The organism is Bartonella sp. 220B (assembly GCF_026930205.1).
GTDB lineage: Bacteria > Pseudomonadota > Alphaproteobacteria > Rhizobiales > Rhizobiaceae > Bartonella.
The window spans coordinates 55,103-76,941 of the sequence record NZ_JANHOI010000006.1 but is presented as its reverse complement, the minus strand read 5'-3'; the positions used below and the strand labels follow the sequence as shown (position 1 = coordinate 76,941).

At 39.0% G+C, this 21,839-nt stretch carries 26 protein-coding genes and 1 pseudogene; 15 read left to right on the top strand and 12 right to left on the bottom strand.

Annotated elements, in window-relative coordinates:
• Nucleotides 1-22 precede the first annotated feature (22 nt).
• The 10 genes and pseudogenes from NPX99_RS05525 to NPX99_RS05480 form a co-directional block, all read right to left on the bottom strand.
• Nucleotides 23-889, bottom strand: coding sequence for an outer membrane protein (locus NPX99_RS05525; RefSeq protein WP_269030888.1), 867 nt, complete (start codon nucleotides 887-889; stop codon nucleotides 23-25).
• A 211-nt stretch (nucleotides 890-1,100) separates the two neighbouring features.
• Nucleotides 1,101-1,319, bottom strand: a complete 219-nt coding sequence (locus NPX99_RS05520; protein WP_269030887.1) for a hypothetical protein — start codon at nucleotides 1,317-1,319, stop codon at nucleotides 1,101-1,103.
• Entirely contained in the window at nucleotides 1,300-1,518 is a 219-nt protein-coding gene (locus NPX99_RS05515) for a hypothetical protein (protein ID WP_269030886.1), read from the bottom strand. Before NPX99_RS05515 ends, NPX99_RS05520 begins: the two co-directional genes overlap by 20 nt.
• Nucleotides 1,451-1,678: a hypothetical protein gene (locus tag NPX99_RS05510; RefSeq protein ID WP_269030910.1), complete on the bottom strand. Its 228-nt coding sequence runs from the start codon at nucleotides 1,676-1,678 to the stop codon at nucleotides 1,451-1,453. The genes NPX99_RS05515 and NPX99_RS05510 overlap by 68 nt, the downstream gene beginning before the upstream one ends.
• Nucleotides 1,675-1,809, bottom strand: coding sequence for a hypothetical protein (locus NPX99_RS05505; protein ID WP_442864050.1), 135 nt, complete (start codon nucleotides 1,807-1,809; stop codon nucleotides 1,675-1,677). The genes NPX99_RS05510 and NPX99_RS05505 overlap by 4 nt, the downstream gene beginning before the upstream one ends.
• A gap of 63 nt (nucleotides 1,810-1,872) precedes the next feature.
• Nucleotides 1,873-2,061 (bottom strand): annotated as a pseudogene (locus NPX99_RS05500) (lysozyme); the annotation flags it as partial.
• Nucleotides 2,062-2,073: 12 nt separating this feature from the next.
• The gene (locus NPX99_RS05495; RefSeq protein WP_269030885.1) at nucleotides 2,074-2,736 is read right to left on the bottom strand and encodes a lysozyme; all 663 of its coding nucleotides are present in this window, start codon (nucleotides 2,734-2,736) and stop codon (nucleotides 2,074-2,076) included.
• A gap of 631 nt (nucleotides 2,737-3,367) precedes the next feature.
• Nucleotides 3,368-4,225 (bottom strand): YopJ/AvrA family T3SS effector serine/threonine acetyltransferase, encoded by an 858-nt coding sequence (locus NPX99_RS05490; protein WP_269030884.1) that lies wholly within the window; start codon nucleotides 4,223-4,225, stop codon nucleotides 3,368-3,370.
• A gap of 261 nt (nucleotides 4,226-4,486) precedes the next feature.
• Nucleotides 4,487-5,422 (bottom strand): YopJ/AvrA family T3SS effector serine/threonine acetyltransferase, encoded by a 936-nt coding sequence (locus NPX99_RS05485; RefSeq protein ID WP_269030883.1) that lies wholly within the window; start codon nucleotides 5,420-5,422, stop codon nucleotides 4,487-4,489.
• A 1,555-nt stretch (nucleotides 5,423-6,977) separates the two neighbouring features.
• Nucleotides 6,978-7,523: a hypothetical protein gene (locus NPX99_RS05480; protein WP_269030882.1), complete on the bottom strand. Its 546-nt coding sequence runs from the start codon at nucleotides 7,521-7,523 to the stop codon at nucleotides 6,978-6,980.
• A gap of 1,516 nt (nucleotides 7,524-9,039) precedes the next feature.
• Between NPX99_RS05480 and NPX99_RS05475 the strand changes: the two genes are divergently transcribed.
• From NPX99_RS05475 to NPX99_RS05420, 12 genes are all read left to right on the top strand, one after another.
• The gene (locus NPX99_RS05475; RefSeq protein WP_269030881.1) at nucleotides 9,040-9,531 is read left to right on the top strand and encodes a hypothetical protein; all 492 of its coding nucleotides are present in this window, start codon (nucleotides 9,040-9,042) and stop codon (nucleotides 9,529-9,531) included.
• 595 nt (nucleotides 9,532-10,126) lie between these two features.
• Nucleotides 10,127-10,711, top strand: coding sequence for a hypothetical protein (locus NPX99_RS05470; protein WP_269030880.1), 585 nt, complete (start codon nucleotides 10,127-10,129; stop codon nucleotides 10,709-10,711).
• Nucleotides 10,701-10,931, top strand: coding sequence for a hypothetical protein (locus tag NPX99_RS05465; protein ID WP_269030879.1), 231 nt, complete (start codon nucleotides 10,701-10,703; stop codon nucleotides 10,929-10,931). The genes NPX99_RS05470 and NPX99_RS05465 overlap by 11 nt, the downstream gene beginning before the upstream one ends.
• Nucleotides 10,906-11,190 (top strand): hypothetical protein, encoded by a 285-nt coding sequence (locus NPX99_RS05460; protein ID WP_269030878.1) that lies wholly within the window; start codon nucleotides 10,906-10,908, stop codon nucleotides 11,188-11,190. Before NPX99_RS05465 ends, NPX99_RS05460 begins: the two co-directional genes overlap by 26 nt.
• 238 nt (nucleotides 11,191-11,428) lie before the next feature.
• Nucleotides 11,429-11,635, top strand: coding sequence for a hypothetical protein (locus NPX99_RS05455; RefSeq protein ID WP_269030877.1), 207 nt, complete (start codon nucleotides 11,429-11,431; stop codon nucleotides 11,633-11,635).
• A 267-nt stretch (nucleotides 11,636-11,902) separates the two neighbouring features.
• A complete protein-coding gene (locus NPX99_RS05450; RefSeq protein WP_269030876.1) occupies nucleotides 11,903-12,247 on the top strand; it encodes a hypothetical protein in 345 nt (114 codons plus the stop codon).
• 9 nt (nucleotides 12,248-12,256) lie between these two features.
• Nucleotides 12,257-12,541: a hypothetical protein gene (locus tag NPX99_RS05445; RefSeq protein WP_269030875.1), complete on the top strand. Its 285-nt coding sequence runs from the start codon at nucleotides 12,257-12,259 to the stop codon at nucleotides 12,539-12,541.
• Nucleotides 12,542-13,126: 585 nt separating this feature from the next.
• The gene (locus NPX99_RS05440; RefSeq protein ID WP_269030874.1) at nucleotides 13,127-13,330 is read left to right on the top strand and encodes a hypothetical protein; all 204 of its coding nucleotides are present in this window, start codon (nucleotides 13,127-13,129) and stop codon (nucleotides 13,328-13,330) included.
• Nucleotides 13,331-13,573: 243 nt separating this feature from the next.
• Complete coding sequence (locus NPX99_RS05435) at nucleotides 13,574-13,936, top strand: hypothetical protein (RefSeq protein ID WP_269030873.1); 363 nt, start codon at nucleotides 13,574-13,576, stop codon at nucleotides 13,934-13,936.
• A gap of 90 nt (nucleotides 13,937-14,026) precedes the next feature.
• A complete protein-coding gene (locus NPX99_RS05430; RefSeq protein ID WP_269030872.1) occupies nucleotides 14,027-14,419 on the top strand; it encodes a hypothetical protein in 393 nt (130 codons plus the stop codon).
• A gap of 25 nt (nucleotides 14,420-14,444) precedes the next feature.
• Complete coding sequence (locus NPX99_RS05425; RefSeq protein WP_269030871.1) at nucleotides 14,445-14,633, top strand: hypothetical protein; 189 nt, start codon at nucleotides 14,445-14,447, stop codon at nucleotides 14,631-14,633.
• A 1,080-nt stretch (nucleotides 14,634-15,713) separates the two neighbouring features.
• Nucleotides 15,714-15,875 carry a hypothetical protein gene (locus NPX99_RS05420; RefSeq protein ID WP_269030870.1) on the top strand — a complete coding sequence of 54 codons (162 nt, stop codon included), beginning with the start codon at nucleotides 15,714-15,716 and terminating at the stop codon, nucleotides 15,873-15,875.
• Between the two features lie 1,643 nt (nucleotides 15,876-17,518).
• Here NPX99_RS05420 and NPX99_RS05415 read toward each other — a convergent pair.
• Together NPX99_RS05415 and NPX99_RS05410 are read right to left on the bottom strand one after the other, a co-directional pair.
• On the bottom strand, nucleotides 17,519-17,851 hold the full coding sequence (locus tag NPX99_RS05415; protein WP_269030869.1) for a hypothetical protein: 333 nt from the start codon (nucleotides 17,849-17,851) through the stop codon (nucleotides 17,519-17,521).
• A gap of 1,508 nt (nucleotides 17,852-19,359) precedes the next feature.
• Nucleotides 19,360-20,001 carry a hypothetical protein gene (locus NPX99_RS05410; protein ID WP_269030868.1) on the bottom strand — a complete coding sequence of 214 codons (642 nt, stop codon included), beginning with the start codon at nucleotides 19,999-20,001 and terminating at the stop codon, nucleotides 19,360-19,362.
• Between the two features lie 299 nt (nucleotides 20,002-20,300).
• On the opposite strand from NPX99_RS05410, the gene NPX99_RS05405 reads away from it, so the two are divergent.
• From NPX99_RS05405 to NPX99_RS05395, 3 genes are all read left to right on the top strand, one after another.
• Entirely contained in the window at nucleotides 20,301-20,468 is a 168-nt protein-coding gene (locus NPX99_RS05405; protein WP_269030867.1) for a hypothetical protein, read from the top strand.
• Nucleotides 20,469-20,719: 251 nt separating this feature from the next.
• Entirely contained in the window at nucleotides 20,720-21,163 is a 444-nt protein-coding gene (locus NPX99_RS05400) for a hypothetical protein (RefSeq protein ID WP_269030866.1), read from the top strand.
• A gap of 42 nt (nucleotides 21,164-21,205) precedes the next feature.
• Nucleotides 21,206-21,811: a hypothetical protein gene (locus NPX99_RS05395; protein WP_269030865.1), complete on the top strand. Its 606-nt coding sequence runs from the start codon at nucleotides 21,206-21,208 to the stop codon at nucleotides 21,809-21,811.
• Nucleotides 21,812-21,839 lie beyond the last annotated feature (28 nt).

The following is a 21,839-nucleotide window of genomic DNA, read 5'->3' as shown; positions in this document are numbered from 1 at the left end:
TTGTTTTTAATCTTGCAATAAATTAGAATTTATAAGCTAAACCAAAACGGAAATTATTGATCTTGTAGCTTATTTTAAGCGCATCGTCTGCAAATTTTTTCTTAGCAAAATCCGAATAACGATATTCTGCACGCATGATAACATTATCTGTCATTGCAAAATCAAGTCCACCACCTACTGTATAACCAAGCCTGGTTTTTGTTTCATCAAACACATTGCCAGAAGCAAATATAAAAGATGGATCTTCTTCTGACTTTACCAAAATTGACATGCTATATTGCATCTTTGCATAGGCTACACCAGCAGCAACATAGGGCATCACACGATTTGCAGCAAAACCAATACGTACACGTGCCGCACCAGACCACTGTTCTTTTAAAGTAACACTGCTTTTAACAATGTCGCCAACATTGGGAATTGTTTCATCAGCAGATCCAGGTCTGTTAATAGGAAGTCCAGCTTCTTTAAGGACAGCGTTAATAGAGTTTAATTCATTGTCATCTGAAATTTCTTTTTCGTCACCCGTTTTGGTGTTTTTCTTTCCAGACCAAGTGAGATCCGTATCAACACCGAAAACAAAGTTATCGCCAAGATTAATATTAGAACCCGCATAAAGACCCGCTACAAATCCTGATGGTTTCGGCGATAATTTTTTATCAACCCAAGACCATTTTTCAGCCGTTGCATCTTGAGCGTAATTTAAAGAGTTTTTACTTGAAAAACCACCAATGTGTCCTCCAAGATATACACCAGTCCAAGAGAAAGGAGGAGCAACAATAACAGGTGAAATACTTGTTTTTGATGCTTGGGGAATTGCAATATCTGCCGCTTGCACGATTGAAGTTGCCATTAAAGTAAGAAACGATACGGTCGTTAAAATTTTTTTCATAAAAATCCCTCTATTTCAAACACACAATGTATTATACATAACGAAGTTAAAAATCCATTATTAATATAATTTATAAAAAAATAAAATACTAAAAAAAATTTTATTTATATAATAATTTACCACAGATAAAAGTATTCAATTCTTTAATTAGCTTCATCCTCAATATTTTACGGCATGTCGGCATCATAGATAAGATTTTGAGGATAAGTTTTTAGTGTTTTGAAAACCACTGCTTTAAATGTGCAAAGACATTGTCTATCGCATCCATAAAACGAGCAAAATCAAGGATAAGCAAAAAGAGAAAAAAGGCTATCCACTTCATCAAGCGAGACATCATTTTCACACTTTGATAGGTGAGTATCATTTCCTGAAGCATTTCTTTTTCTGCTTCTGTAAGCTCGGTATGTTTTTCAGTTTTTCTTCTGCCCATGTTTCCATCCACACAAATATTCGCCCTGCTTGTTGTGCTTTAAGATCTCTCTTGCTAAGGTTGAGCTGATGGCATTTAAATCTTGCTGGCTTAAATAAATAGGTATCCACCCAACACAAGAAGAAGCAACTTTATTTGTCGCGCAACCAGTCAGAGAGAGCAATACGTACATCAGCATCACTTTTTTGATTAATTTCATTTTCCACCTCAAGCCGTGTTGTTGCTGCCTTTAAGGCATTTTCTATTTGCTTTTGCTGCTCAGTCTTTTTTCCAAGGGTAAAGGCTTTTGCTAAAGCCATAAAAAAAGCGGCTAAAGCCGCAGCTGCTACTATCAAATTTTTTTTCATCCACCACATTATAAGTATTCCTTTTGAAAAAGTTTAACGACAAAAATACCAGCACAGGCTGCTAAAATCATAATGATTGTTAGTGTCCATGGGATGGGACCATTGCCTGCTAAGAAACCACCAAGACCCGGAAATGAATCCATGATCCGAGCAAGGGCTTCTGCTTTGAAAAGTGTTGTTGGCTCTTTTGTTTGCTGTTCATAAGCTTATAAGCGTTGCTCTCGAAAGCGTTTGGCGACAAAGACAATTCCAGCACAGGCTGCTAAAATCATAATGATTGCTAGTGTCCATGGGATGGGACCATTGCCTGCTAAGAAACCACCAAGACCCGGAAATGAATCCATGATCCGAGCAAGGGCTTCTGCTTTGAAAAGTGTTGTTGGTTCTTTTGTTTGCTGTTCATAAGCTTATAAGCGTTGCTCTCGAAAGCGTTTGGCGACAAAGACAATTCCAGCACAGGCTGCTAAAATCATAATGGTTGCTAGTGCCCATTGGATGGGACCATTGCCTGCTAAGAAACCACCAAGCCCTGAAAAAGAGCCAATAATCGGTGCAAGGGCTTCTGCTTTGAAAAGTGTTGTTGGTTCATGCGTTTCCACGGTTTGATAATTGGAGGAGATATATGCCCCTTTCGCCCATAAACCAGCCTCTGCTGCACGCCGGTGTGCGAGACCTTGGAGACGCTTCCCGCCTGCTTTGGTCCATTTCTGTAATTCGGATGGTACCGATGCATAGTCACCGTTGTTGAGTTTTTTTAACAGTGTCGAATTGCAGAAAGCTTCCGTTCCTACATTATAACAAAAGGACACTAATGCCGCGAATTGTGAATTGCTTAAAGAAACAGACACTGCTTCTTCAACGACAATCTCAAATTGTCTTAAGTCTTGACAAAGAAGGGCTTCTGCTTGCTGTTCAGTGATTGTCATGCCTTTGCGCACAAAAGGTTTTCCAGCACTGTTTGTATGTCCATAACCAATTGTCCACACTCCGATAGCATCCTTGTAGGCGTTTAAACGCAAGCCTTCCCATTGTTTAATGAGTGCAAGCCCTTCTGATGATATTTTTCTCATATGCTTCTCCATAAAAAAAGCCTCACTTTATGTGAGGCTGGCTGACATCTTAAAAATGACATCTTAACAATGAACTTTTCTTCGTCTTCAAGGAATAGAAGAGAAGTGAAAGGTTGATGAAAAAAGCCGATTGGTTGGTGTTTATTGGAGCAATTGGCTAGTTGGTTGTGGTGGTTGTTGGGGGGGCTGGCGGTGATTGGGGCGGTTGATTGGGCGCTGGGCTAGGGATGGACTTTATGGCATTCTAACAGCCCCTATAAAGTGGAGATTGGTCATGTATTCTTGATGCGTAGCTGTTTGAGAAGGAAAGTGATCACTCTGAAGATGCTATGAGGGAGGCTTAAAAAGCATAGGCTTTTGCTAAAATAGGGAAGTTTTGCATCTTTCTGGAGAGATATCATGTTTTAAAAATGACTCTAGACTTTGTGAGGGGGCTTTAGAAACTTTTTTAAAACAATAACTGTATGTTGCTTTAATAGCTAAGAGTTACAGTGTTTGTGTTTTATAAATCACGAAAGCAGGAAAATTTGCTCATAGAAATACATTGAATTCCTAAACTGGGAATTCCTAAACCAGAATGTCGTGGGAATGTCGCGCTTGCCCTTCTTGTCACCTATATGCAATAATATTACTAAATCATCAGAGATTTATATTCAGTAACCCTTTTGATGTGTGGTGAAACGGAGACTTTTTTTCCCTTCTCTGTTGTCATTAAGTTTCTCTCAAATCTCTTGGTAAGCGTTTCGCCTTTTTTGTTTACTTTTTCATTTTCAGCTTCTGGATTTGATTTTATATATTCTCTTAGGCGTCTTCTGCCTTGCGTGTGTTTGTAAAAATTTGCTGGAAGATACGTATCTAACTTCTGAGAAGGTAAAGGCGTATTGGATTCGCATAACACGCCACTGATATTATCCTTGTGCATCCTTGCTAATTTAGCAGATTCAATATGAAGTTTTTTAGCAAGAGCTAAACTAAAGATCCCACATTCAGAGGAACTGCGTTGAATATCCATTTCCACTATGGAAAAATGACAATCAGGCAATTGCGCATCGCTAACAGCTGTTTGTATCCTCAAGGTCAATCTTGCTGCGGGCATCTTCTCACATGTTGTAGGTTCAAATAATATCAGGGATGTCTTTCCATCAATGGTGTGATGATCAATCACTGTAAAATGGATTTTGCTTCCTCCTGTGTTTGTTATAAATCTGGAAGACTGGTTTCCTTTATCAATTGTCTGTTTTATTAATGTGGTAAGACTTTCAGGTGTCATAGCGAGTTGAAGATTCATCTCTGGATATTTTTTGTTTGCCTGTTCTACGAGGGCAGGCATCAGTCTAAGGTCTGTATCCGCATAATAGGCCTTCATCCAATATCCGCTGATGATATCACTTTCTAAACGCGTAATAATATTTTGTAACTCTTCATGAGAAAAAACAACATCGCCTTTTAAGGGAGCACTCGCTGTGTTTTTTGAACCTTGTGGCTTCATATCCTGAACCTCCATGTTAGTCATCAACATGGAATGCTACGTTTCTATTCTGGCTGAATAACGTTTGATATTGATTTCCTTGTCTCTATGGTCTTAATTTTTTCTCTTACGACAGTTGAATTTTAACTTGATACCTAAGCTTACGTCTCCTGTTTGTGTCTTACAAACTGTAAAAGGAATCGAATTTGTCAATGTGAACAGACTTCATCTATAAACTGGGATGCAGTGCTTAACTTTCCCGACCTATGCGAAAAAACATTCCTACATCGTCAGAGCTTTATATTCAGTGACTCTTTTTCTGTGTAGCGAAACGGAGACTTTTTTTCCCTCTTTTGTCACTAAGTTCTTCTCAAACCTCTCGGTAAGTGTTTCGCCTTTTTTGTTTACTTTTTCATTTTCAGCTTCCGGATTTGTTTTTACATATTCTTCAAGACGTCTTGACCCTTGCGTGTGTTTGTAAAAACTTGCTGGAAGATACGGATCTACTTTATCAGGAGGGAGAGTGGTATTTGTTTTACATAACACGCCGTCAATATTATCTTTGTGCATTCTGGTTAATTTTTCAGTTTCGATATGAAGTTTTTTGGCAAGAGCTAAACTAAAGATCCCACATTCAGAAGTGCTGCGTTGAATATCCATCTCTACCTTGGAAAAATGACATTCAGGCAATTCACGCTGTACAGTGAGGTGTATTCTTACTGCCAACAAGAGTGGTATTTCACTGTTGAGCGTTGCCGGTTCGAAAGCAATGAGGGATGTCTTGCCCTCAATGGTTCTATGATCAATCACTACAGAATGGACGCCTCTATCTGTCGTATTTACGATCAGTCTGGAAGATGAAATTCCATTCTTGATTGCTTCTTTTATTGATTGGGAAAGGTCTTGAGAGGTCGTAACAAGTTTAAGATTTAATCCTTGATATTTACGATTGGCTTGGTCTATCAGAGCTGGCATCAGTTTAAGATCTGTCTCTGCATAATGGTGACCGCCTTTGAACCATTTCCCGTCAGCGATATCACTTTCTAGCTCTGCAATAATCTCTTGCAATTTTTCATGCTGGAAGGGGATATTTTTTTCTTTTTCGATGTTGAGTTGTTCTAAAGATGCAGGAAGATTGTCTAAGGGGGCATTGGCGATAGCACCTTCTTGCGGTTGTGATGAACTTTGCGCTGTGTTTTTTGAATCTTGTGGTTTCATATTCTAAACCTCCATGTTAATCATCAACATGAAATGCTCTGTTGCTATTCTGGCTGAATCATGTTGTGCTCTTTATTTTCTTCTAGCCTTGAAAGGGAAAGAAATGAGGTCATAGCTTGAAAAAAAATTTTGCAAAGCAGGGCGGTATCTGAGAGTCTAAAATCTGCTTGTCTTTTATATCTTCAAATCTGCGAAGATTGTGTGAGGCGTGCGTGTCGTTGCGATTTGTTGATGTTTTTAAAAGAAAGTTTTGTCTGCTCTTTGGTTTATTGTGTTGGATTGGAAACAATAAACTTTCATATGGAGCATGCACATGTTTAAGAGAGATATAAACTAGATAAAAATGCCCCAAAATGCCATGGTAACTTGCTTGGGTGTAGTTTAGAATAAATGATTTGAAGATTTTAAACGAATGCTATGGACAGTGAGGCTTTTGTTGCACTCAGAATGGACATTGTTTCCATCATGGTTGCTTTTCTCCTTTCTTTTTTACAAAAAAGCTTTCGTGATGGATTTGACCCATTTCTTATTTTTGCGGAAAAATCATTTTGCGGAAAATCAGATTCTTCCCCTTGATCTTCTTCCTTTGAAAAATTTTCTTAAGATCCCATTGAAGGCTTGTTCTTTTGTTGTGACAAGATGAATGTTTTCTTCATCACAGAAGACAAAGATTTATCACGCCGATTTTTCACATCTCGGATGACAGTTGCGTTGCTCTTAAGAGTACATTCACCTTGTTGTAAGTGCACTCTGTTGACATTGATGGGATGGAGAGGTTCGGACAAATTCACCCTTGAATATCTTGAAGGTTCCGCTTTTCATCTTAGATGAAGGTCTCTTTAGGTGATTAAGATTTATGGATGCAAAGTGAAATCAAATCAGAGTGCGTGTATTCTATAAATGAATATATTCCACTGTCCTCAAAACAATGTTTTACACTTTTATAGGCCTTACACGTTTTATAGGTTTTAAAATCTAATAGAAAAATAAGGATGAAATATAGACACAAAAACACCTTCCCCGCATTCGTCATTAAATACGATTTTTCATACGCTGTCAACAGGAAAAATGCGCTCTTATGTTTTTATTTTGCCAATAGTTGGTGCAACAAAATTTGCTGTTTCATTGGAGAGCGTTTTCTAGGATGTGGAGAGAATAACTTTCAATTTTTTAAAAACAACATTGTCTTTCTATATAAGGAAGGCATCATGTGACAATGTTGATGCATAGGTCATGAAATTAATGCCGTTGTAGCGGTATCTTATTGCTTTATCATTGTTCTTTTTGAATGAGAACCTCGAATATCACCCGAATATTGTAAGATTTTCTCATTTCAAATTTGTGTATGCTGAATCAATAAAAATCATTTGTTTGTGACGAGCAAGCGAGGTCGGTGTGTGGGTAAAAAACTATAAAGAAAGAAATAAAGCCTCTTTATGAACTATCTCAATGTAAGGGTTTTCGCAACATTTCAGGGCTGGTAAATAGGATTGGGCAAAAAGAATAAGGATGCTGGGAGAATGAGGATGCCAGCTTGTAAAAGCGCATTGTTTGTTTAACCGTTAAAATGTTTATGAAGTGTATTCAGAATGATGCGCAATGAATTGACAAGTGAGGGGAGCGGTTGATCTTCCACAACAAGATATTGTAATGCGGCACGAAAATTGTGTTGGCGATGCAGGTTTTGTGCTTCTTGAATGGCTTTTTGCATGTCCTCATAGTGATGACTTGCTCTTTGTATCCACTGTTTATGTGCTTTTTCATTGGATGCGTGCATAAATTCGTCATAATAGCCGCTTGGCAAACCTTTTGCACATAAATAGTCGTTTCTGATTTGGAGATACCTTTGTGCAGTATCATATTGCTCTTTACTGATGCCGGATGGATCTTGTTTATATCCAAGTAAACAAAGGCGCCCAATATAGGAACTTGAAAGCGGATTTTTCGCTTCCTCTATGGTCAAACCAAAGTGTTTCGCACGCATTTTAATCGTAAGCAGAGGCGGCGCTGTACGTGGTTTTTGTGCCCGCGAAATACGGCCATTGGGTTCTCTGGGCTTTCCTGTTATTCTAGGTCTACCGCGTTTTTTACCTATTTTCATGAACTTACCATTTAAATTTAAAAGAGATTGCTTGTTTGAGAAGGGCAGGGAAATTTCATGATCCCATTGGCTATGCAGAAATTGGCGGTGCAAAAAATTGTTGCCGATAAAAGCAGGACAAGGTTGCTTTTTTTCTCTTATATTGCCTGCAATGCTTCTTGGAGGGCAAAAGAACTCTTGTAGCGGTTCACCACCATTTGCTTGCTTTTAATTAACCGATGATTTGCTTCCCATAGAAATTTTTGAACATATCTTGAAAATGCCGTAAGGTGAGAAATTTAAGAGCGCTTTCTGCCAAAGGAGAACGAAAAAATACAATGGTGTATTCTCGGGGGTGTATTCTCGGGGGTGTATTCTCGGGGTATATTCGGGCGACATATCATGGGATATTAGGGGATATTGGGGGATATTGGGGGATATTGGGGGATATTGGGGGATATTGGGGGATATGCCCAAGGATATCCCTCGGGAGATATTTGGTCATTTTCTCAGGGGGGCTGATGGAGTGTCTTATTTGCTTTCTGTTTGAGGAGGGATGGGCGTTTTCAATTTCTGCTCCAGAGGTTGTTATTTTGCTATTAAGAATAGCATAAGGATATCTGATACATTCCTTTATGAAGCATTTCTTGTATCCCTTTTATCTTTTATCCCCTTTAGAGGAAATTTTGTTGCTGTTGAGAAAAATATCCCTACAGAAAACAAACCTTATCTCCTATAATTATATCACAGTTTGGTTTCATTTTTCAAATGAAATGTCCACCTTATTTTCAGTAATACAATGGTAATGACTAAGGAGGGGTAATGACTAAGGAGGGGTAATGATACAAAGTAAGTGACAAAACTATCGGAGTTTGCTGTTTTTTGTTCTTGACTTTTTCTTTTTATAAATATCCTTTATAGAATATCCATTAAATTTTATCTCGTTATTTTCCCGTTCTGTAAAAGACGCTTCTTGTCAACGGATTTTTCTGAAAGAAGAGAGGCAATCTTGAAAAGAGCTGTTGTTTTTTTCCCGTGAATATTTTTTTAATAGAGGGAGTCTGTATGCTGCGTAATATGGGTTTTGCCGTTTTTGAGACAAACATTTTTAGACATAGCTCGGATCTTTTTGATGAAATCTTGTAAAGGGGGATTGAAAATTTTCATGGGGGCTATTATAGATACTCTTTACGCAGAGAGCTATCAAGACCTCCATGTGCTTTGGGTGTTTGTTTATAAAGGCACAAAGAGCTGATATTGTAGAGCTGATATTGTATTGTCGGTGCTGCTTTGATTATAACGAACAGGCCGTTTTATGGTGGTTGGGCTTTTTTCTCTCTATGGTCAGGCGTGCTTTTATACGTGTTTAGGTGTGGGCGGGGGAAAATGTGCGAGAGCTTTAAGCCAGTGCTTCATGAGAGGTACTGAATATTTAAACTGAATATTTAAGAAGTGGGGGGATATTAGCGTGGACATCGATAAGTCACAGCACAAATCTTTTCAAAAACAAAGGGATACGGCTTTTGTATCTCAAGGAGTGTTGGGTAAAGAATCTCAGCTTTTTTTCTTCAAAAACAAGATGGTTCTTTCCACAAAAGATTATGTCATCATCTGTTGTCTCGCTGTGATAGCATTGATAGCGGTAGCCACTACAATTTACATGAAACCCTTGGAATTCTTTCATGTGATATCAAAGGAGCAGTTTAAAGACATCATTCAGGAAGTGCCTCAAGAAATGTTTTCGAAAAATCTTGATGCACCGTCTTTCCAAAAGAATTTTCAACAACAGCTGTATGTAATACAGCATGTAATAGAGTTGTGGCGTGCCGCTGGGTGGAATGGCGTGTGGGCCTTTGTATGTCTCTTTCCGCAAATAATCTTGGGATGCCTTATTGCATTCTTTCCATTCATTTTTTTCCTCCGTGCCATATTAAAGCGGGAGCTAAAAAGAGTGCTACAGCAATTGGAAAAATCACTAGGGTGGCAAGCTACCAATGATTCAACAGAATGCGAGAGGGAGAAAAAATGATTGTTTATTTAGCATTGATCGGAATATTGACGAGTTTGTACATTTGGCTCGCATTTAGTATGATTATCGTTTCCGCTCTTATGGCAATCATTGCAATTTATTACTCTTTTGTGAAACGTGCAGGATTGTTGTTCAACAAGTTTTGGAAACTCAAAAAGAGGGCAACACAGAAACTGGCTAGTTATGAGAGAGAGAAAAGGGTGCAAAATGCAGTTCTTGACACAAAGTTCAGTGCTTTTTCCTTTAAAGAATCCCTCGCTCTCTCAAGAAGAGAGTATAGAATAATCTTTTGTATAGCTTTTCTCTTCTTTGTCCTCTTTTTGGGATTTACGAGTTTTATGGTACTTTTTCCAAAATCTGTGTTTTTCTTGCAAATGAATGCCCCTGCTTTGTTGCGCGTTGGTGAAGTTGTCTTTAAGCTGTATTTTTTGCTCTGGGCCTGTATTCTCTTTTCCTTACCGGTGATTTTAGTACTCTACCCGATACTCCAGTATGGAGTGAAAAAAATGATAAGAAAATTGGAAACCTTTGCTTAAGTTGCAGCTAAATTAAGTGGCTAAACTGATAAGTTTATAGAACGCGAGAGGAAGGAAAAGTGGCTGTTTTTATGAAATTTTTAGGTCTTTTAGGACTCATCACAATAGGCGTTTTATTTTTTATGGTCATGATTAGGCTCCCTTACTTTTTCATCAAGTATGTGAGATTGTACTGTAAAGCAACACGAGAATTGAGAGAGAGCACGACACAACAAAAAAATGCAATACAACATTTGCGTGGTGATAAGAAAGAAATGAAGAGGCAAAATTTAGCGCTTGATACAAAAATACGCCTTCTTTCTTTTAAAGAATCTCTGTTTCTTTGGCCAAAAGAATGCAAAATACTCGTTTTCATTTCTATCCTCATTGTACCACTACTTCGTGCACTCTCTATAAGAAATTTACAGGATGTGCTTTCTGTAAAAAATTTAGAATTGTGGATGAATAATGGGAATAGTTTTATAGCGATGCTGCCGGGAAACCTATGGATATGCGCTTTGCTCTTTTCCCCTATCATTGGGATACTCTCTATAAAATTAATGGATAAACTGAGAAAAACAATTCATCAACTGGAAGAAGCCATTGAACAACGCGATAAAGCACTGCGTATGCAGGATGCGATAGGAGGGGGAAATGACGAGTAGTTTTGTAACATTAATGGTTCTCTTTTCCCTGGTGTGTATAATAATAAGTGTTTTAATAACTCTGCCGATTTTGCTGCTTTATTACCTGTTTATCAAGCGTGCGTGGCTCTATTGTAAAGTGAAAAAGGAACTGAAACACGTGCTTAAAGAACGCGATAGCGCGCTTGAGCAGAGAGTAAAAAAAGAAAAGCACAATGAAGCAGGATGCAGTGTTAGATAAAAAACAGCTTTCCCTGTCTTGGCAAGATTATAAGAGAATATTTTATATCTTGACAGTTATGATAACTGGTTTGACGGTGATTTCCTATATCTTAAAATTTGCATGGTGGGGTGATTTCTTCTCTTTTTTCATCTTACAGCTGTTGGCATGGGTGTTTGCCTTCGCCATTTTTTTCTTACCAACCATTTTGCTGCTTCGTATCAGAGTGACGCGTAAGTCGAAAACAATGATTCAACAATTGCAAGAAGAAACGCAGTAGTTAAGAGCAACGAATGCGGCGCATACGCTCTCATTCACAAGGAAGTGAAGCTTTTTATCGTGTTCCCCCTTTCTATTCGTCCTATCATTGTTGCTGTTGGCTTTTGTGTTAGGAGGAGAGTCGAGGCTTTGTCTGCTCCATAAAACGCTTTGAATCTTGCGGATATATCATCTGTATCAAAAATGTCTTTTGCCTGAGAGATGCATCTTCTTCTTTTTGAGTGTAGGAAAGTCTCTTGGTGAGGGAAGAGTCGCTTGCCAATAAAGAAGAACGCAAAAGAGTGTTCAAACACGACAGAGCGTTTGTTTCCTATGGGAAAACCCAACAAGGCAAATCCGTGAAAGGAAACCAACCTGTTAAGGGGAAATCCGTGAAGGGCAAAACAGGCAAGTTTGAAACAGAGCAGTGTATAGGGATGGGAAGAAGCGCAACAAGAGCTTTGTAAAGAGAGCTTTGTAAAGATTATGATGGCTCATGAAATTTTGACCATGGAAGGCGCATCAGCACTTTATGAAGAGGATGAGGAAAGACTGTTTACAATTGTGACTTGAAGCACTCTTATCGTGCTCTTTTTATCTAAGAGGGGGGAACGCTTTACGGAAAGAAAAACATGTGTTTCAAAGCAATCAATTGTTGAGAAAAGCAAACAGCTTCTTTATATGAAATAGAAAAACAGCTTAGAAATTTTAAAAAGCGTAAAAAGCGGGGGAAAATGAAGAAAAATTCAACAGATTATAAAGAACCACGCTCTTTTTTATTTGAAGAAGCTTTGCTTTCAGGAAGAGAGTACAAGGCTTGTTTTTGTCTCTCTTTCATCATTGTAGCGATTAGAATAGGCATCTTGGCTGCAATGCTGTTGGAGTGGGTGTCGCCAGGATGGCAAAATAACACTCTTTCTATTGTCTTAGTGGGTTGGGATATTGTCGCGGTATGTCTTTTTGTTTTGATACCGGTGATGTTTGTGCTTCGTATTCTCTTGGGGTATTTGTTGAAAAAAAATATTCAGAAACTGGAAGAAGCAACGCGGCAACGAGAAACAATAAGTTGGGAGAAATAGGGGAGAAAGATGAGCAGTGATCTTAAAATCATCATTATCATAGGAATCTTGTTTGCGGCGGTCTTTGCACTTTATTATTCTGTCTTGAAGCGCGCGAAAATCTATTGCCAGATAAGAAAAGAAATCAAAAGGGTGCGGAAAGAACACAATACACCGCTTGTGACACCGCTTGTGCCTCCATATGGAAAACAGCCAAGTTTGAATCAACTAAATTTGAATCAGGCAAGTGGGAAACAGCTATGGGAAGAAGCGCAACAAGAATTTTATAAAGATGGTGATGATGAAAAGTTTTGACCATGAAAAGCATTGTTGCGCTTTTAAAGAGCTTGGGGTGATCGCTTCATTTGAAGAAGAGGCGGTCGTTTGAGGAGGACCTTTTGACCTTCAGCACCAAGTGCCAATTCTTTAAAACGAAGTATAAATTCTTTATCATGATGAGAAAATGAAAAATTGTCCCCAATTTGATTGTGGAGTTGTAATGACAATGGGTATTTTGGGGTATTGGGGGGTATTTTTGCTGTTTGCCAGATTATACAACCCTATCATTCTAAAACTTTGCTAGCGATAGAACGCAATTTTGAGGCGAAAGGATTGAAAATCTTTGCAGAAAAGAGCTGTCAGGGCGCTTAAAGAAAACGCTTCGTGAGGCTGTGGAAACAACAAGGGAAGATTTTGGTTTTCATGAATTGCTTCATTCCCAATATGCGCTTTTACCTTGGGAAAAGCATATTTCGTTTTTGGAAAAGAGCAAAATCAAGAGGGCTGTTTATGCCTTGTGATCTCTTGGGGTTCATGCATTGCTTGGCGATTTTGAGATTTTACGCTTTTACAGAAAAATCTTGGCAGAAAGTGATTAACTTGGTGATGGGGAAAGGCGCTTTGAGACAAATATCTTCTGTGTTAGGCAGCGAAGAAATTCATCTTGAATGTGCTGTGGTAATGACTCAAGAAGGCGCTAAGGCAAAACAACTCCGTTATGATTGGCTTGAACCGGTGGATGAAAAATTGTCCATAAAAGGGGAGAGCTCTCAGTATTTTAAAAGCAGAGATTTAGAGTTGTGTAACAAAATGGGCTTTCCTTGAGATAAGTTGTTGAGGAAAACAACAATTAAGGGAACAGGGGCTTATTGTGTATGATGAGGATATGATGTGTGAAGTGCATGGAAAAAAGGATCACGACAATATAAATGATGGAGAATTGAAATTTATGGAGATAAAAGTGCGTGCTTGAAGCAATCAGTTGTTGAGAAAAGTAAACAGTTTCTTTATAAAAGATAAAGAACAGCTTAGAATTGAAAAAATAGAGAGTAAAAAAGCAGGGGAAAAATGAAGGGGAAAAGTGAAGCGTGGGATAAAGGATGGCGTTCCTTCTCGTGTAAAAAGTTTGTGGTTTTTTCTTTGAAAAATTATAAAAGGGTGTTGCGCGGCTTTCTTATGATGTTCTGCGCATTTTCCGTTATGGTAGCTTTAGAAACGCCTGTTTGTGCTACCTCTCTGATCAAACCGTTGCAAGGTTGGTACAGTGTAGAGCGTGTTATTTTTTTTCTACCAGTTTTGATCTGGGTTTGTTTGCTCATACCTTTTTTTATCTTTTGGGGAATCCATAGTCTTCAAGAACGTAAATTGAAAAAAACAATGCAGCAAGGGGAAGAAATAATGGAACAGCAGAATAAATCAGACAGAGGATAAGCGTTATGGGGCAAGAAGCCATGATTCTTCTCATACCGTTCTTTTTTCAAACGTTTGAGGTTGTATTACAAGGTAAAAGAACAAAAACGTATGAGGGAAGAGCATCCGCAGCGCTTTTTTGATCTGCAAAAAAAGGAAAAAGAGAGAGAACGACAAAATTTAGGAGCAGATACAAAGGCCAATTCCTTTCTGTTCAAAAAATGGCTCACTTTTTCTCGAAAAAATTATGTCATTATATGCGTCATCTCTCTCATCATTATGGCTTACAAAGGCTATCTTTATAAGACTTTCTTTCAAGATATCGGGCATCATGGAGACCAAATGAGAATTGCCAATGCTGCCATTGTCTTTTCAGCGTTGGCTTTTCTTTCGGCATGTGTTTTGGCAACGGTTCCTGTTATTTTGGTGTTTCGCGCAGTCTTAACCTCTCAGTTGAAAAAAAAGATCCAGCGATTGGAAGAATTCACACTGCAACAAGAGTAATCCAGAGAATGCGAGGGGGTAAAAAATGAATGAGGTGTTTGCGTTTGCGTTTGCTATGATGAAATTAATCTTTCTCTTGGCTTTTGTGGGGGTCATATTTGATGTTCTCTTAACCATAGCAGTTGTTGCGCTATATTATTCTTTTATCAAGCGTTGGATAGCCTCTTACAAGGTGACGGAACAATTGAGAAAAGCGATGAAAAAACGTGCGTAATGCTTGGAATGTCGTGGGGAAAGTTGGGAAGTTCATGGGGCAAGCAATGTTACAGAGAAGAAAAGGCTAAAACTGCGTGGAGGCGCAGAGGGGGGCTTTCCCTTGGATAATCCTTGATATTTTTTTAAGGAGAGATTGTTGCGCTGTCTTATTGTTCTCAATTATTTTTCTCCAAGCTTTTGAAATAAGATTGTCAATCAATGGACAATTGAAGTGGTCAAAAAGTGTGCTTGAGGTTTGGGGCGTCATGAAAATGGGGGCCGTCATTAAAAATTGCGCAAGTGTAAAAAAGGGCACGGGAAAATGAATTGGATAACGAAGTGGAAAAACTCAGCATTTCTTAAAAAAAACTGCAGTTTTTTTGTTCGAGTACGCGTTTTTTTCCGCGCGAGAATCTATAGTCATTTGTTTCCTCTCTCTCATCCTTGAATTGTGTAGCAGAATTTCCTCTATACCATCCTTGGAACAATGGAAATTGACTGTGTGGGATAGGCACGCTGTTCCTGTTGCTTTTGAGCTCTGTAAAGACATCATGGTGTATGTGTGTGCTGCACTACCGATTCTGTTGATAGCCTCCGTCATATTGTGGTATTTGTTGGCAAAAAATCTCCGGAAATTAAAAAAAGCAAATCAGAAACGGGGTGAAATCACCTTTCTGCAAAACAATCCGTTTCAAAAGAGAGAGCGGGAATAATGTTGTCATATTCTTTGCCATCGTGCTTGAATTTATGACGATTTTTATGGCTTTGTTTCTCTGGTTTTTGTTCACACTTTATTATTATATCTTTAAGCAGGTAAGAATGTATTATCAGTAAAAAAAACAACTGAAAACTGTGTTGCAAGATCAAGATACAGTGCTTGAGAAGCCATGAGGGGAAAAATGAATGGCTGAGAGGACGAAAAAAAGAAGACTATAAGATTGTGACCATGAAAAGCATTGTTGCGCTTTTAAAGAGCTTGGGGTGATCGCTTCATTTGAAGAAGAGGTGGTCGTTTGAGGAGGATCTTTTGACCTTCAGCACCAAGTGCCAATCCTTTAAAACGAAGTGTCAATTCTTTAAAAGAAAAGAAATTAAAAGGGTGCGGAAAGAACACAATACACCGCTTGTAACACCGCTTGTGCCTCCATATGGAAAACAGCCAAGTTTGAATCAACTAAATTTGAATCAGGCAAGTGGGAAACAGCTATGGAAAGAAGCGCAACAAGAATTCTATAAAGATGGTGATGATGAAAAGTTTTGACCATGAAAAGCATTGTTGCGCTTTTAAAGAGCTTGGGGTGATCGCTTCATTTGAAGAAGAAGCGGTCGTTTGAGGAGGACCTTTTGACCTTCAGCACCAAGTGCCAATCCTTTAAAATGAAGTATAAATTCTTGAAAATAAGAGAATCGGTGGAAATTGTCCGCATTTGAGTGCGGATTATTTTATCATGGCTGGTATTGCTGCTTGCTAAACACTTCATCCTTAGAATTCTCAAACTTTGCCGTTGGGGCATCTGAGGTGAGTGATTTGTGGACTGAAAATTTTTGCAGAGAGAATCACTGAGGATTTTTTGCAAGCGCTTGATGAAGATTTAGAATAGGAAAATTTCGGTCTTCAAGAAATGTTGCGTTTTCACGAGAGCATCTTGCTTTAGGAAGAGTCCTATTTTGTCAAGAATATTGGTGCGGAGTATTGTTTGTGGGATAATTTGTTTTGAGTAAGCGGCGAAACCAAGGCAGTGGCTTTGTTGCATCTTCGTGTTCTTGCATGGCATGATGATGAGAAACCTACTCCTTAAAAAACAAGTTTGGTAGCAGGAAAACCACTTGGTTGTGAAAAAGGTATCTTCAATACAACGTATCTTCGATACGAGATATCTTCGATGTGCTGCGATAATGAACAAAGAAGCTGCTGAGATTAAGAAATGCATCCCTGCGTTACTTGAACGGGTTGCGAAGCAATTGTCCGTAAAAAACAAGAGCTCTCCCTGATTCGAATCAGTGATCTAAAATTGTCTCTCAAAAGAAAGCTTTGCATAGAAAAGATATTGAGGAAAAATAAAAATGAAGGAAACAGCACTTTCATGCTGTGTGATGAATCCGTCATAATGGAAACCAATAGGAGGACATGTTTTCACTTTTAAGGATGTGAAACACGCCTTTATCGAAACAACAATTCATGTGTTTTGAATGTTCGATTTTTAAAGAAAAGAGCTCCTTTATAGGCGATGAAACACTTCAATTGAGAGAAAATGAACAATCACAACAAATAGGAGTAGACACAAAATTGCTTGAAGCTATGCGTCGAAGAATCATCAATATCACATGCGCACTTCTTTGTTCTTGAAAGAAAAAACTGCTGCATCATCTTAAAATTGAATCATTGTTTTTTGTGGTGGAAAATATGTCCTTGGGAACGGAAATAGAGGTACATGTGTCTTAACAAACAGAGACCTCGTCTCTTCCTGATTTTGGCTTCTTGTGTATCCATGAAGTATAAGAGCAAAGGAGAGCAAAACCTTTAAGGCAAGGCTTGGCGGTTCTGTCTATGAAGCGCGTTATATAAGTCGTTATAGGCAAGTTGTTAGCAGATTTTCCTTGCTAGAGAGGAACAAATCTCGTGAGAAATTAATTCCCCGTGAGAAATTAATTTTATGACAGATTGATAGGGTTTAGGAATCTTCTCCTTTTAGAGCGAGAAGAAAATCAGGCGAAAATAAAAAACATTATAGGAAATAAGAACAAACGGATCGTTGATAAAAATGATCGTTGATAAAAAGAACAGCAAATAAAACCCCCAATAAAACCAAGACCCCAATAAAGATTAGGGTCTTGTTAGCTTTCATTTTGTCTTATTCCACATATTGTGGAAAGCACTTCAGAAATTTATGAGCTCCTCTCTCTTCAGTGTGTTGCGAAAAGCTTGTTGACGAAAAAGGTGATAACAGAACACAAAAATCCAACTAATGCGTCCAGTAAACTTTTTCCTTTCTGGTATAAATCTTCCTCATACCTATCTCTTGGACCATAGTTACTATTCGTTAATAGTATATCTGATTTCTCAAATGTACCATTTGTTGGCTCAAGAAGGTTTAAGTTATCTTTATCATCTTCATCAACAGTATAAGGAGTAACAATAGGGGATTTTTCTTGATTTGATATACGGTCAGATTGCTGAATTGCAAGAGCTAAACCGCTTGTAATTGCCCCCGCTATGAAAAAATATCTGATATTCATAGTTTTTCTCCTATATTTATTTTACATAAATAAATATCAAAACGGATCATATATAGATTCAGTTTAAATAACTATAGTAAAAATACAACAATCATAAAAAAGAGTAAATTTTGTCTAGAAAATGACAAAATTTGCTCTTAATTGCCTCAATTAATTCTTTCATAATAAATTTTATGTATTCCATAAAAGTGGTTTTGAGGGTTTTTACAGAGGGTCATACAAAAACGAGTAACATAAAGAACTGCTGGCAAACTTCTTTCTTATGCCATGGGAAAGAAGGCGCTCATAAGAGCGAAGCATGAGGGTTGAGGCTTCCCCGTAAGGGGTTGGAGTGCATCCTGTGAGGGTTGGGATGCACTCCATAAGATGAGGGTGTGTTTTATGAGGGTTGGACACACCTTGTGAGGGGTGGGATGCATCCTGTTGAGGGTTTGGGGTGCATCCCATGAGATTAGGGTGTGTTCTATGAGGGTTGGACACACCTTGTGAGGGGTGGGATGCATCCTGTTGAGGGTTTGGGGTGCATCCCATGAGATGAGGGTGTGTTCTATGAGGGTTGGACACATTCTGTGAGGGGTGGGATGCATCCTATTGAGGGTTTAGGGTGCATCCCATGAGATGAGGGTGTGTTCTATGAGGGTTGGACACACCCTGTGAGGGGTGGGATGCATCCTGTTGAGGGTTTGGGGTGCATCCCATGAAAGCGAATATATCTCTGTAAGAAAAGGAGAGATAAACAGTTTGTTTTTTATCTTATAAATATTGATGTTATCTTTACTATGAATATTGAGCTTATATCCTTAATATTTGAGGCAATTCTATGATGAAATTTGTAAATTTCGTTTCATAGCAGAAGAAATTGAAAAATCTATAGTCATTTGAATATTCTTATTCTTATTCTTTTGTTTGTACAAGTTTCACAAGGGCTATCTCTATGAAGTTTTTTCCTTCTAGAAATAAACATAGTAAAACACTCTAAAAAGAGTTATGATTATTATTCTGTTCTCAAATTATGTAGATAATATGTCTGAATTAGATATTAATTTGTGTTCAAAATGTACTCTATTTCAATTAATTTAGAATGCTATAGAGAACATATTATTATTACAAAAAGCACAATTTTAACAAAATGCTATTTTTACAGAAAGAATAAGTCTGTAAGCTTGCTTCTGTGTAAGTAAAATGCTGGAAATGATGTTCAATATTTGATGGGAGAAAACCTGACAGACGCGTTATGTCAACCAGCCTGAAAAGATTGCAAATTTTTGTAAGAGTGGAAGAATTATGAGCGCGCTTTCCGGTGGGGTGATTACTGGGTGAAGGGATAAAAATTGACTTTTCATAACATGGATTGCCAATGATGTTGATTCTTCATGAAATTGGTTTTTGCCATTCTTTTGATTCGTTTTTGGCGGTCGTGCTTTTGCCCCTTATGCTTTTTGTTTTTTCAATCTTTTATTGGATTTTATTTGTTTTATGGGGGCATTGGTAGTTTTGGGGATGGAGCTTTAATCTGTTCTCTTGTTGTTTGGAGAGAAGTATGATTCAGAGCTCTTATGGCTTGCATATCCCCATTGAAATGCCAATAAGTCTAAACAATCTCGTAAATGATCAGCAAGGGAGTGTTGTTTGCGTTTGGAGGCGCTTAACTCTTTGATTGCTTGATCATAACCGACAACTTTTTCTACAAGAGAATAGCCAAGAATACCAAGAATCATCTTGATCGCTTTTAAATGATTGGATGCTTCTATTTGACGTTCAATGGGGTGGGTGTACCCTTGACTGCTTTCAACTTTTTCCCGGGTATAGTCTGGACTCATATGAAGGTCTGCTTGGCTTTGACGCCAATAAACATAAAAACGTTCTGCTGCTCTATATTGGGCTTTGCTGATATGTCCTTTTGCATATAAAAGCGCAATGGGACGGCTTTGTGCATTGGCAATGGCTTTTATGGTGCGTGGGTTGCTGGAGCTTTCTGGATGGGTTGGTTGAAAATAAGGATTACTCGTTTCAACCAAAATTTCTTGTGTTTTTAAATGGCCAATGTGCGGTTGCTCTTTATTGTGCGGTTGTTCTTTATTGTGTGTGGTGGGAAGAGACGTTTGTGCCTTTTGTTTATTTTGCTGTTCTTTTTTCTTTTGATGATTCATTTTCATCTCCTCAAAAATTATCGATTCTCTGTTTAAAAAATAAAATGTCAATTAATCTGGATGCTTGATGATCAGAGTTCTGGGGGCTTGGAGTGCTTGGTGCTCTGGGGGCTTGGGGGGAAAACTTTGTTGAGGGACGTTTCTCTTGTGAGTGGAGTGAGTAGAGCTGGAGGGGGGATTGGCAAAGAGAGCGTGTGATCTATTCCCTTGTGGAGTATGATGTTTTGTTGCATTGTGGACATTGGGTGGGGATGCGTTTTTGCCCATAAAGGAGGAGGACACATAAAGAAGCAGGGTGTATGGCTGTGACGTGGGGTATGGTTTTTACAGTGGTTGGTGTTTTGCTGCATTGTGGGCGGGATCTTTGTTTGTGCTTATATGATAGCCAAGCGTATGGGCAGGGAGCGATAATTGGAAGTGTTGGGGAAAGTGTTGGGGTTTTGCTTCATTTTGAAGCCTGTCTTTGAGTTTGTTTATGTGGAAGCGGAGCGTTTTGGTGTCCGTTGGCTTTGGTTTTCGAATAAATGGGTGTTGTGCGTTATGATAGGCATTGTTTTTGGCATCATCCTGGGTGGTTTTCACGTGGGAGCAAAGCATTTTGGTATTATACGAGGTTTGTTCTTGAAAGGGGGCGTATTTATATGGAGGGATTTTTTGAAGATGGGGGCATTTTGTTGCATTGTAGGTATAAGTTTTTACGCATAAAGGAGTGGGGTGTATGGCTGTGACGTGGGATGTGTTGTTAAAGGCCGTGGTATTTTGTTGCATTGTTGGAGATGTCCTGGTTTTTGCGCGTAAGGGAGCGAAACATATGGGGGTTACTTGGTGGGAGATCTTGATTGGGGTGGGGCTTTTTGCATTATTGGAAATTTCGTTGGTTTGGCTTATCAGAGAGCAGGAGGGGCTGATGTTGCGTGCTTTGTTGTTCTTGAAGGAGGCGATGGTGCCCTGCATGGTGGGAATTGCTCTTGGTTTTGCTTTGAATGGAGGTTTTGCGGGTTCTGTCTATAATGGAGCGAAGCGCAAGCAGGTGCGCGGGCGTTTGTTCTCGAGGGATATTGTGTTTGCGGGCATTTTGGGAGGTAGCTTTCCTTTTATTGTTGAGGGTGTAAGGTGTGTTGGTGTGCTATGGAATCTGTGCTTGAAGACAGTGGCGTTTTGAGGCATGGCGGGCATTGGTTTTGCATATAAAGGAGCAGGGCGTATGGCTGAGACGCGGGGCATATTTTTAAGAGCAGTGGTGTTTTGCGCCATTGTTGGTTTTTTCCTTGGGGTTTCTTATTTGGGAGCGAGAGGCGTGGTTGATAGGCAAGAGTTGTTCTTGCGGGTGCTCGTGTTTTCTTGCTTTCTTGGAACTGTTTTTGTTTTTGGCTGTGTGGGCGTAAAGAGCACGGCTGTGACGTGGGGATTATTTTTAAAAGCGCTGTTGTTTTGCTGCATTGCTGGCGTTGCCCTTGTTTTTGCTGGTGTGGGGGTGAGGGATGTAGGTATTGCGTGGGGGATGTTGTTGATGGGGGTGAGTTTTCTTGCATTGCTGGCGTTGCTTTTGGTTTGGCTGACAAAGGGGCGCCAAGATGGGGTGGGGTTGCGCTGTTTGTTGCTTTTGAAGGGAGTGGTGTTTTGCGCCATTGTTGGAGGGTTTGTGTTTTTTATGCGTGAGGGCGCCAAACATATGGGCGTGAGTTGGCTTTGGTGCTCGAATGATTTTGGATTTTACGTCCTTTTGGGATTTACTTTCCCTTTGATTTATGAGGGAGCAAGATGTGTTGGTGTGCTATGGAATCGGTGCTTGAAGACAGTGGCGTTTTGAGGCATGGTGGGCAGTGGTTTTGCATATA